The sequence below is a fragment of the Bacillus sp. FSL M8-0049 genome, assembly GCF_038593355.1.
GTDB classification, from domain to species: domain Bacteria; phylum Bacillota; class Bacilli; order Bacillales; family Bacillaceae; genus Bacillus; species Bacillus safensis.
The window spans coordinates 3,658,858-3,670,487 of the sequence record NZ_CP151986.1 but is presented as its reverse complement, the minus strand read 5'-3'; the positions used below and the strand labels follow the sequence as shown (position 1 = coordinate 3,670,487).

Annotated in this window: 12 protein-coding genes; 11 read left to right on the top strand and 1 reads right to left on the bottom strand. The window is 39.1% G+C overall.

Annotation, left to right across the window (positions count from 1 at the left end):
* Positions 1–620 precede the first annotated feature (620 nt).
* The 11 genes from rpmH (at position 621) to NSU13_RS18840 (ending at position 10,952) form a co-directional block, all read left to right on the top strand.
* Positions 621–755, top strand: coding sequence for a 50S ribosomal protein L34 (gene rpmH / locus NSU13_RS18890; protein ID WP_073208224.1), 135 nt, complete (start codon positions 621–623; stop codon positions 753–755).
* A 78-nt stretch (positions 756–833) separates the two neighbouring features.
* Positions 834–1,193 (top strand): ribonuclease P protein component, encoded by a 360-nt coding sequence (gene rnpA, locus NSU13_RS18885; protein WP_254001528.1) that lies wholly within the window; start codon positions 834–836, stop codon positions 1,191–1,193.
* A 158-nt stretch (positions 1,194–1,351) separates the two neighbouring features.
* Positions 1,352–2,134, top strand: a complete 783-nt coding sequence (gene spoIIIJ / locus NSU13_RS18880; RefSeq protein WP_087976621.1) for a YidC family membrane integrase SpoIIIJ — start codon at positions 1,352–1,354, stop codon at positions 2,132–2,134.
* Positions 2,131–2,754 carry an RNA-binding cell elongation regulator Jag/EloR gene (gene jag / locus NSU13_RS18875; RefSeq protein WP_034283644.1) on the top strand — a complete coding sequence of 208 codons (624 nt, stop codon included), beginning with the start codon at positions 2,131–2,133 and terminating at the stop codon, positions 2,752–2,754. The genes spoIIIJ and jag overlap by 4 nt, the downstream gene beginning before the upstream one ends.
* A 401-nt stretch (positions 2,755–3,155) precedes the next feature.
* Entirely contained in the window at positions 3,156–4,535 is a 1,380-nt protein-coding gene (gene mnmE, locus NSU13_RS18870) for a tRNA uridine-5-carboxymethylaminomethyl(34) synthesis GTPase MnmE (protein WP_024424070.1), read from the top strand.
* Positions 4,536–4,552: 17 nt separating this feature from the next.
* Complete coding sequence (gene mnmG, locus NSU13_RS18865; RefSeq protein ID WP_211044106.1) at positions 4,553–6,439, top strand: tRNA uridine-5-carboxymethylaminomethyl(34) synthesis enzyme MnmG; 1,887 nt, start codon at positions 4,553–4,555, stop codon at positions 6,437–6,439.
* Between the two features lie 13 nt (positions 6,440–6,452).
* Positions 6,453–7,172 carry a 16S rRNA (guanine(527)-N(7))-methyltransferase RsmG gene (rsmG, locus tag NSU13_RS18860; protein ID WP_024424068.1) on the top strand — a complete coding sequence of 240 codons (720 nt, stop codon included), beginning with the start codon at positions 6,453–6,455 and terminating at the stop codon, positions 7,170–7,172.
* Positions 7,173–7,277: 105 nt separating this feature from the next.
* On the top strand, positions 7,278–8,153 hold the full coding sequence (gene noc / locus NSU13_RS18855) for a nucleoid occlusion protein (protein WP_024424067.1): 876 nt from the start codon (positions 7,278–7,280) through the stop codon (positions 8,151–8,153).
* Positions 8,154–8,282: 129 nt separating this feature from the next.
* Complete coding sequence (locus NSU13_RS18850; RefSeq protein ID WP_070326264.1) at positions 8,283–9,107, top strand: orthopoxovirus pf05708 family protein; 825 nt, start codon at positions 8,283–8,285, stop codon at positions 9,105–9,107.
* A 236-nt stretch (positions 9,108–9,343) separates the two neighbouring features.
* Entirely contained in the window at positions 9,344–10,105 is a 762-nt protein-coding gene (gene soj, locus NSU13_RS18845) for a sporulation initiation inhibitor protein Soj (RefSeq protein ID WP_008360890.1), read from the top strand.
* Positions 10,098–10,952, top strand: a complete 855-nt coding sequence (locus NSU13_RS18840; protein ID WP_046312548.1) for a ParB/RepB/Spo0J family partition protein — start codon at positions 10,098–10,100, stop codon at positions 10,950–10,952. The genes soj and NSU13_RS18840 overlap by 8 nt, the downstream gene beginning before the upstream one ends.
* A gap of 25 nt (positions 10,953–10,977) precedes the next feature.
* Here NSU13_RS18840 and yyaC read toward each other — a convergent pair whose 3' ends face one another.
* A complete protein-coding gene (gene yyaC, locus NSU13_RS18835) occupies positions 10,978–11,604 on the bottom strand; it encodes a spore protease YyaC (protein WP_034283638.1) in 627 nt (208 codons plus the stop codon).
* Between the last annotated feature and the right edge of the window lie 26 nt (positions 11,605–11,630).

Genomic DNA, 11,630 nt, shown 5'->3' with positions numbered 1-11,630 from the left:
AAGGCTTCTCCCCCCTCCTTTTCTTTTTAAAATGACCAGTATCAAACTGTTATAGAACACGAAAAAGAGCAAATGGTCATCACCATTCGTGCACATACATTGTTGAAAACAATTAATATAGTAGAAAAACGTCTTTTCGACAAATTACACAAGCTGTGGATAAACAATTCAACAGACTGTGTAATAACTTTCCACAGGTTATCCACAAATTGTGGATAATATAAAATGGCCAGATAAGTAATTAAGAGTTAAAACACAAATATAATATCAAAATAAACAAGATGGTGCAATGGGTGTCACAAACTTATCCACACACTTTACATCCTGTTGAAAAATAATTATCCACATCGGTTATTTGTGTGAAAAAAATGTCGATAATGGGTGTGGATAGTCTAAATATGCCGGAAAAATATCCACATTCTTGTTTTGAAGGTCTTTTAGGAGGAAAAAGAGAATAAAATGCTGGAAACTAAAAAAGAAGGTTTCTTCGTTTGATAATTTATGTTATGCTTATAAGGTTGATAATAAGAGTTTTATCATTGATATTGACAATCGATGGGTTACACAAATATAATGAGTTAGACTGTCTTAAACAGCTATTCCTCAGGGAGGTGTCATAAATGAAAAGAACGTTTCAACCAAATAACCGTAAGCGTAGTAAAGTTCATGGCTTCCGCAGCCGTATGAGTACTAAAAACGGACGTCTAGTTTTAAAGCGACGCCGCAGCAAAGGTAGAAAAAAATTATCAGCTTAGGCCACTGAATAATGTCAGTGGTCTTTTTTACATAAAATCGTAAATGAACTGTCAGTTTTTATCGGAGTGGAAGAAAACATGAAGAAGCGAAACAGGCTAAAAAAAAATGAAGAGTTTCAAAAGGTGTTCAAAAAAGGTCAATCAATGGCAAATCGCCAATTCGTTATTTACCAGCTGGATCAGCCAAATCAAGTTGAACTGCGTCTAGGATTGTCTGTCAGTAAGAAGATTGGTAATGCAGTGATGAGAAACCGAATTAAACGTCTGATCCGTCAGGTGTTTTTAGAGGAAGGCCATAAGTTAAAGCAAGAAAAAGACTACATTGTCATTGCACGAAAACCAGCGAGTGAATTGACCTTTGAAGAAACAAAGAAGTCTCTCCAACATTTATTTAGAAAATCCGCTGTTTATCAACAACAACCGAAAAAGTCTTCGTAATAGAAACTTTCGTTGAATCAATTTTTAAAAGCGCTTCCTTCATCTAGTGAATTAAAATGAAACCACCACTTTGCAAAGAAAAAATGTTACCATACTGATTAGGTGAGTCACTTTCTTAATCAATTCCAACTTAAATAAAGTTTGAAGTAATGGGAGGAATCTTGTTGAAAAGGCGATTATTACTAATATTTAGCTTGATTGGCGTATTGGTTTTATTGGCAGGATGTACACAGATCAATGAACCAATTACATCAGATAGTAAGGGATTCTGGAATTCTTATATTGTTTACCCGCTATCTCAATTAATCACGTACATGGCAAACTTAACTGGTGAAAACTATGGTGTAGCGATTATTATTGTAACACTGTTAATTCGCTTGCTTATTTTACCATTAATGATTAAACAGTTAAGAAGTACAAAAGCGATGCAAGCATTACAGCCTGAATTGAAAAAGCTTCGTGAAAAATATAGCTCTAAAGATCAAAAAACACAGCAGCAGCTTCAGCAGGAAACAATGGCCCTTTTTCAAAAAAATGGCGTCAATCCATTAGCAGGCTGTTTCCCAATTTTAATTCAAATGCCAATCCTTATTGGTTTCTATCATGCAATTATGAGAACAGCAGAAATTAAAAAGCATACATTCTTATGGTTTGACTTAGGCAGCCCAGATCCATTGTTCCTATTACCGATTATTGCGGGTGTAGCTACTTTCATTCAGCAAAAGCTGATGATGGCTGGAAATCCTTCGGACAACCCTCAAATGGCTATCATGCTATGGGTGATGCCGATTATGATCGTTGTGTTTGCAATTAGTTTCCCAGCAGCACTTTCATTGTACTGGGTTGTAGGTAACATTTTCATGATCATTCAAACATTGGTGATTAAAACACCTCAAGTAAAAGTTGATACAAAAGAAAAAGCTGGCGGGAATAAAAAATGAAGGAAATAACTGCTGTCGGTCGCACAATCGAAGAAGCAGTAGATTCCGGACTTAAACAAATTCAACTACTACAAGAAGAAGTAGAAATCACAATAGTAGATGAAGGAAATAAAGGATTTTTAGGATTATTTGGTAAAAGACAAGCTGTGGTCAAGTTAGTAGAAAAGATAAATGCATTTAAATTAGCTACACAGTATTTGGATAAAATTGTTAAGTCTATTGATCCTAAAGCAAAGATTATTTCCAAACAGGAACCGAAAAACATTTCTTACCACATTGATGGAGATAAAACGTCATTAATGATTGGAAAAAGAGGCCAGACATTGTACTCTTTAGAAACGTTGGTACAGCTAGTGTTTAATCGTTATTCTGATCAGTATCATCATATAACAATTGATATTGGCGATTATAGGAAGAAACGACAAGAAGCACTTGAACAATATGCAGTCAAAACAGCAAATCGGGTTTTAAAAACGAAGAGAAAGGTTCATTTAGAACCAATGCCTTCGAATGAACGAAAAATTGTTCATGATGCGATTGCTGCATTCTCTAAAGAACTTGCAACGGCATCTGAAGATACAGGCAGCAAACGTCATGTTGTGGTGCTGTATAAAAAATAGCAGAAAGGCTAAGATTCAGCAAAGCTGGATTTTAGTCTTTTTTTATTGAAAAATTGCTTTTTATAGAGGATTCATCCTTTATTTCTAAAAAATGAGTGTGTGATATGAGTGCAAAACGCCAATTTAACAAGTAAGTATAGGGATCAGGGCGTTTAAATTTATTGGATTTAGGTGTAAGATGTGAAGACAAGTTTCAAACGTCGTTATTCACATGTGGATAAGTTAAGTGTTAAAATAGATAAGATGCAAAGCTGTGGATAATTAGATATGGGATACTTTCACTTCGCTTTCATTTATGGTATCTTTAAATTTTGGATTAAGCGTTTTTGATATAGAAATGGACAATGTCCATTTAATAGATAACAGACTGTTTATTAAGTAGAGAAAGAGGTGAATGAGTGATGGATACAATTGCAGCAATTTCTACACCGATGGGTGAAGGAGCAATTGCGATTATTCGTTTAAGCGGGCCTGATGCGGTACAGATTGCTGATCGGATGTATAAAGGTCCTAAGGAGAAAAAACTTGTATCGGTGGATTCACATACGATTCATTATGGTCATATTGTGGATTCTAGCACTGAGCAAGTCATAGAAGAGGTCATGGTGTCAGTATTAAGAGCACCAAAAACATTTACGAGAGAAGACGTTATTGAGATTAACTGCCATGGCGGAATTGTAACGGTCAATAAAGTACTGCAGCTTGCTTTAAGAGAAGGAGCAAGATTAGCGGAGCCAGGTGAGTTTACAAAACGAGCTTTCTTAAATGGAAGAATTGATCTTTCACAGGCTGAAGCGGTAATGGATTTGATTCGCGCAAAGACAGATCGTGCGATGAATGTAGCGATTACTCAAATGGAGGGACGACTCTCCGGTTTGATTAAACGACTTCGCGGTGAGATATTGGAAACTCTGGCCCATGTTGAAGTCAATATTGACTATCCTGAGTATGACGATGTTGAAGAAATGACGCATCGGGTTTTAGTTGAAAAGGCAACATCAGTGAAAAAGGAAATTGAGTCACTGCTAACGACTTCTCAGCAGGGGAAAATACTGCGAGAAGGCTTATCTACTGTCATTATTGGAAGACCGAATGTTGGGAAGTCTTCCTTGTTGAATAGTCTTGTACAGGAAACAAAAGCGATTGTAACGGATATTCCTGGAACAACGAGAGATGTCATTGAGGAATATGTAAATGTTAGAGGTGTACCGCTTCGTTTAGTCGATACTGCGGGTATACGTGAGACGGAGGACATTGTTGAGCGTATAGGGGTTGAACGATCTAGACAGGTCTTAAAAGAAGCTGACCTGATTTTACTTGTGCTCAATTATAGCGAGGAATTGTCAGAAGAGGATATCAAACTTTTTGAGGCCGTCTCAGGCATGGATATCATCGTAATCGTGAATAAGACAGATCTTGAGCCTAAGCTTGATATTGAAAAGGTCAAGCAGTTAGCGAAGGATCGTCCGGTGGTTACTACATCATTATTACAAGAAAAAGGGATTGATGAACTTGAAATCGCGATTCAATCACTATTCTTCACGGGTTCAATTGAAAGTGGAGATTTAACGTATGTAAGTAATACAAGGCATATTGCTCTTCTTCAGGCAGCAAAACAATCCATTGAGGATGCTCTTGAAGGAATTGAAATGGACGTACCGATCGATATAGTTCAAATAGATTTAACACGCTGCTGGGAACAGCTGGGTGAAATTATTGGAGATGCTGTTCATGAAAGCTTGATTGATCAGTTATTCTCTCAATTCTGTTTAGGAAAGTAAAGGGAGGAACATAAGAAATGGGTTATGAAGCTGGCAATTATGACGTAATCGTCGTGGGTGCCGGTCATGCTGGAGTTGAGGCTGCTCTTGCTTCTGCAAGACAGGGCGCCAAAACACTTGTATTGACTATCAACCTCGATATGGTTGCTTTTATGCCATGTAATCCGTCTGTAGGCGGCCCCGCAAAAGGGATTGTCGTCAGAGAAATTGATGCTCTAGGCGGAGAAATGGCACGAAATATAGATAAGACGCATATTCAAATGCGCATGCTGAATACGGGGAAAGGACCTGCTGTCCGTGCGTTAAGAGCGCAAGCAGATAAGTTCCAATATCAGCATGAAATGAAAAAAACAATGGAAAATGAACCAAACCTGACAATGCTGCAAGGTATGGTAGATCATTTAATTGTAGAAGATGATGAATGTAAGGGTGTTGTTACTCAAACAGGGGCGAACTATCGTGCGAAGTCTGTTGTTTTAACGACAGGGACTTTCTTAAAAGGCCGCATCATTTTAGGAGACCTTTCGTATTCAAGCGGTCCAAATAACCAGCAGCCTTCTATTAAATTATCTGATCATTTAGCAGAACTAGGATTCGATTTGGTTCGCTTTAAAACAGGAACACCTCCTCGAGTGAATAGCCACTCGATTGATTATAGTAAAACAGAAATTCAACCAGGTGATGATGTCCCGCGGGCGTTCTCCTATGAAACGGTTGAATATATTACTGACCAGCTGCCATGCTGGTTAACGTACACGAGTTTAGAGACCCATCAAATTATTGATGAGAATCTTCACCGTTCTCCAATGTATTCAGGTATGATTAAAGGAACTGGCCCTAGATACTGCCCATCCATTGAAGATAAAGTGGTTCGTTTCAATGATAAACCGAGACATCAAATTTTCTTAGAGCCAGAAGGTCGTAATACGCAGGAAGTTTATGTTCAAGGATTGTCTACAAGTCTTCCGGAGGATGTTCAGCAGCGCATGCTTTCAACCATCCCAGGACTCGAGAATGTTCAAATGATGAGAGCGGGTTATGCCATCGAGTATGATGCGATTGTGCCTACTCAGTTGTGGCCTACACTTGAGACGAAGAAAATTTCTGGATTATATACAGCCGGCCAAATTAATGGTACGTCTGGTTATGAGGAAGCAGCAGGTCAAGGGATTATGGCAGGTATTAATGCAGGAAGAAAAGCATTAGGTAAAGAAGAAGTCATTTTAAGCCGATCTGATGCATATATCGGTGTCCTCATCGATGACCTTGTCACAAAAGGAACAAATGAACCATACCGTCTCTTGACATCACGTGCTGAGTATCGTCTCCTTCTACGTCATGACAATGCTGATTTAAGATTAACTGAACTTGGCTATCAAATTGGATTAATTTCTGAAGAAAGATTCCAAGCATTCCAGCAGAAAAAAGAAGCCATTGAAGCAGAGAAAAAACGTTTATATTCTGTGATCATTAAACCTACAGCAGAGACTCAAGAATTTATTCGTTCACTCGGTGGAAGTGAGTTGAAGGACGGCATTCGTGCAAGTGATTTGATGAAACGTCCAGAAATGAATTATGAAACTGTTGTGAAATTAGCTCCTGCGGAAACACCGCTTCCTTCTGATGTGTGTGAGCAGGTAGAGATTCAAATTAAATACGAAGGTTATATTGAAAAGTCACTCCAGCAAGTTGAAAAACTGAAAAAGATGGAGAACAAAAAGATTCCTGATCGTATTGATTATGATGCCATCAAAGGGATTGCAACTGAAGCGAAACAAAAGCTGAAAGAAGTCCGACCGCTTTCTGTTGCACAGGCTTCTCGTATTTCAGGCGTTAACCCTGCTGATATTTCTATCCTTTTAGTATATTTAGAGCAGGGGCGTATTGCGAAGATAGCAGAATAGAAAGGATGTCGGCATGAACATTGAACAATTTACAGCAGCACTAGAGGAGAAAGGGATCACTCTTTCTCCAGTGCAGCTTGAACAATTTGAAACCTACTTCCGCATGCTTGTAGAATGGAACGAGAAAATGAATTTAACGTCCATTACTGAAAAGGAAGAAGTGTATTTAAAGCATTTTTATGATTCAATATCAGCAGCATTTTTTATTGATTTTCACAAAGTGACGACGATTTGTGATATTGGAGCTGGTGCTGGTTTTCCAAGCATTCCTCTTAAAATTTGTTTCCCTCATCTACATGTGACCATTGTTGATTCTCTTCAGAAACGAATTACGTTTCTCAATGAGTTAGCAAAAGGATTAAACTTACAAGATACTACTTTTTATCATGATCGTGCGGAAACGTTTGGACAACGTAAGGAAAAGCGTGAAAGCTATGATCTTGTCACTGCTAGAGCAGTTGCACGTTTATCCGTCTTGAGCGAACTATGTCTGCCTCTAGTGAAAAAGGAAGGATTGTTTGTTGCCTTAAAAGCATCTGCCGCTGATGAAGAAATGCAAGCAGGGAAAAAAGCTGTCACAGTCCTCGGAGGAGAGGTTGTTGAAAAGCATTCCTTTGTTCTTCCTTTAGAAGAAAGCGAACGGAACATCATTGTCATTGAAAAGAAAAAGCAAACACCAAAAAAATATCCTAGAAAACCAGGAACACCTAATAAATCACCAATAGAAGGTTGATCATGTAAAAGGTCGGTTTTTCTTCAATATTTATGATTTTACAGAAGGAAAAAACATGAGAAAATAGAATTATAAAAAGGTAGTTTTTAAAGGTGGTGTAGGTTCATGAAGCATTCACTCTCACGCTTCTTCGGGCTTGGAGACAAAGAACATCCTGAGCGTGAAACCGAAATAGAGGCAGAGATTGCTGAGCATGATACATTAAAGGAAGAGATACAGGAGCTCCCGGTCGACACAATTATGCCAAACCGTTTTCAGCCACGCACCATTTTTTCAGAAGAAAAGATACAAGAGCTGGCCACGACGATTCATACCCATGGCATTATCCAACCGATTGTTGTTAGACCAACAGAAGAAGAAGGAAAATATGAACTGATCGCCGGCGAAAGACGTTGGAGAGCGGTACAGACTCTTCAATGGGAGAAAATCCCCGCTATTATAAAAGATTTTACTGATACGGAAACGGCATCTGTGGCATTGATTGAAAATTTGCAAAGAGAAGAGCTGTCTTCTATTGAAGAGGCTCATGCTTATGCACGTCTTTTAGAGCTTCATGATTTAACACAAGAGGCGCTTGCTCAGCGTTTAGGCAAGGGACAATCAACTGTTGCTAACAAATTAAGACTTTTAAAGTTGCCTGAAGAGGTACAACAAGCCATTTTAGAGAAAAAAATCTCTGAAAGGCATGCACGTTCACTTGTGCCCCTAAAGCTTCCAGAATTACAAATCGCGCTATTGCAGGAAATCATCGAAAAGCAGTTGAATGTGAAACAGACTGAAGAGCGTGTAGTGAAGATGCTTGAACAAAAAACGGATCGCAAACCGAAGCCAAAACGTAAGGCGTTTAGTCGTGATACACGAATTGCGATGAATACCATTCGTCAGTCTCTCCACATGGTAGAAGACAGCGGACTTAAAATAAATACCGAGGAAGAAGAGTTTGAGGAATATATCCAATTAACGATTCGAATTCCTAAATAGAAATAAGCTGATGAGCGCCACTCGTCAGCTTTTTTTGTTTGTCTTATTTCCTGCACACACCATATTTACATAATATTTATAAATTGGTAAAATATGATTTTCATAGTATAAAGGAGGTGACAACTACTGATGAAAATGAAGAAGACTATTTTCGCCATTATTTGCTATTTACTTATTTCTTTTTCTGTTTTTCCAAATGAAGCGACAATATACGCTGTGAAATCGCCAACGGCTCATGCGGATGAAGGCCTGATGACCAACAGAGAATTGAACGTTTTGAAGAAGCAAGGTGTTGTTTCTAAAGATGTGACTGTACAGCAATTTAATCAAGAGTATGCGTCTTCCGACGATTCGATCGACTTGATTACAGCTGACGATGATTTGAAGAACTATGGTTTACGACAAAATAAGCATGATGAGCTGGTGACGGATGAAAAGCCGCACACCCTCAAGCAACTTTTAGGAAAGCCGTATCCTGGTACCGATATTATCCCTAAAAAAGGAGATATCTTGGTGACAACCACTGATGCTGTGAAGGGTTTGGTTGGACATGCAGGTATCGTCATTAATGAGAAAAGCTATGCTTCTATTCCAGGGTTTCGAAAGCATCCTCAACTTGATTCCATTCATAACTGGTTTCGCTATAGTGCCAATACAAAGGTAATTCGGATTAATCAAGAGGAGAAGGCAGATTTAGCAGGGGAATGGGCACACGATTATGTGAAAGATCATCCGAAGGCTCGCTACTCCATCACCATGTCAATTCAATCATTGGACCCGACTTATTGTTCAAAGATCGTGTGGCAGGCCTATGGCAAAACAGGGGACGCTTTGGGACATGCGACTTTTACCATTAAGACACCCTATGGATTTTTAAAAAAGAAAAGCTATAAAACAGTAACTCCTAAGGTCATTGTCAGTGAAGGCCGTAAAATAGGTGAATTATACTTTTAATATGTGACCCTCACTTTTGATAGAAGTGAGGGTTTTGATGCATGTCTATTTCTTAAAAAAGATATATCAATATACTTTTTAGATGTGTTATCATTCGTTCTTTTATGTACGAAAAGGCACATTCACCGACGAATTTATAATAGGGAAACAAAAAAAGCAAACGTTTCATACTTTTTTTGATAGAATAGGAAGTATGAATGATTGAGAAACTTGTTAAGTTGAAAGTGGGTGACATCGTGGGGAAAATCATAGCGATTACCAACCAGAAGGGCGGCGTCGGGAAGACGACAACTTCTGTTAATTTGGGTGCGTGTTTAGCATACATAGGCAAACGAGTGTTGTTAGTTGATATTGATCCGCAGGGCAATGCCACGAGTGGTATTGGGATTGAGAAGGCCGACGTAGAGAAGTGTGTGTACGATATTTTAGTTGATGATGCAGATGTTCTTGATGTGATTAAGACGACAGAGGTCGAAAATCTTGATGTCATTCCTGCGACGATACAGCTTGCAGGGGCTGAAATAGAGCTTGTGCCTACAATCTCACGTGAAGTGAGGCTGAAGAGAGCACTTGAATCTGTTAAGCAGAATTATGATTATATGATTATTGACTGCCCGCCATCACTTGGACTGCTGACGATTAATGCGTTAACTGCATCCGATTCCGTTTTAATACCAGTTCAGTGCGAATATTATGCGCTTGAAGGATTGAGCCAATTGTTAAACACAGTTCGTCTCGTGCAGAAACATCTAAATACCGATCTTGCCATTGAAGGTGTCTTGTTGACAATGCTTGATGCCCGAACAAATCTTGGGATTCAGGTTATCGAAGAAGTGAAGAAGTACTTTAGAGATAAAGTCTATCAAACCGTCATTCCGAGAAATGTGAGGCTGAGTGAAGCGCCAAGTCATGGAAAGCCGATTATCTTGTATGATCCACGTTCAAGAGGTGCAGATGTCTATTTAGACTTAGCAAAGGAAGTGGATGCGAATGGCTAAAGGTCTTGGAAAGGGTATTAATGCACTATTTAACAACGTAGACTCAAATGAAGAAACGGTTGAAGAAATTAAATTAAAGGATTTGCGTCCGAATCCGTATCAGCCAAGGAAAACGTTTGATGATGATGCATTGTCTGATCTGAAAGAATCCATTCAGCAGCACGGTGTTTTACAGCCGATCATTGTTCGTAAATCGATTAAAGGATATGACATAGTAGCAGGAGAACGTCGTTTTCGCGCAGCACAACAAGCTGGTCTGACAACAATTCCTGCGATCGTTCGAGAGTTTTCAGAAACGCTGATGAGAGAAATTGCCCTTTTAGAAAACCTGCAGCGTGAGGATCTCTCTCCACTAGAGGAAGCGGAAGCGTATGCTTCCTTGCTGGATCATCTAAGTGTGACGCAAGAGGAATTAGCGAAGCGATTAGGGAAAAGCAGACCGCATATTGCGAACCATCTCCGTCTGTTGACTTTACCGGATGAGATCCAAAAGCTGATTGCAAATGGAACGTTATCAATGGGACATGGCCGGACATTGCTTAGCTTAAAGAACAAAAAGAAGCTGGCGCCTTTGGTAAAGAAAATCGTGGATGAGGGGTTAAACGTACGACAGGTTGAGAAACTTGTTCAGCAGTTAAACGAAAATGTTCCACGTGAAACAAAGAAAAAAGAAGCACCAAAGGATCGAGTGTTGAAAGAAAGAGAGTCTTTCTTACAAAACTACTTTGGTACTTCAGTGACGATCAAGAAACAGAAGAAAAAAGGTAAAATTGAGATTGAATTCCTCTCAAATGAAGATTTAGACAGAATCCTTGAATTGCTTTCTACGAGGGAATCATCAGAGTGACCATCTTGATATGAGATGGTCTTTTTTATATTCTTCCAGTGATATTTTGAATAGGGGTGAAGAGAGACCGGCTTTTTTCTCTTGTCCAATCCATTTGGTCAATGTGAGATAGACTTTCAGAAAGTGTATTGGCCATAGACATGACTAGATGAAGACGTGTGTTTTGGAGGACGAAGTATTCCATGAAACCACTCACATTGACGATCCCATTAATATGAATATCTCCTACCTCTGGAAGCTCTTTTTGCACACCAGCTCCAGGCTTTAACGGTCCATCTCCAATTTGGAAAGAACCGACACTTTTCACTCTTCCTAAACAGGCATCAACCGCTACAATAAACGGGTGTTTATGAGCTTGTTCAATTTCAGCGAGTTTTTCTTTTAAATTGACCGCATGCACTGGGTCAGAGAGTGTTCCATATACATGAAGCTTTTTCAAATCCAGACCTGAAAGCTTTGAACCAACAAGTGGACCTAGAGAGTCGCCAGTTGAGCGGTCTGTACCAATACAAACGATGGCAACGGGTCTTTTTCCTGCTTTCTGAAGATGCGAGAATAAAATACTTTTAAGCTGTTGAATGGCGTTTGTATCCGTATGGGACACGTATTCTTTCACCCTATTTCTAAAAAAAAGACCGTTCTTGCTATTCATAGGTCTCACTTCCTTGTCATAGTAGT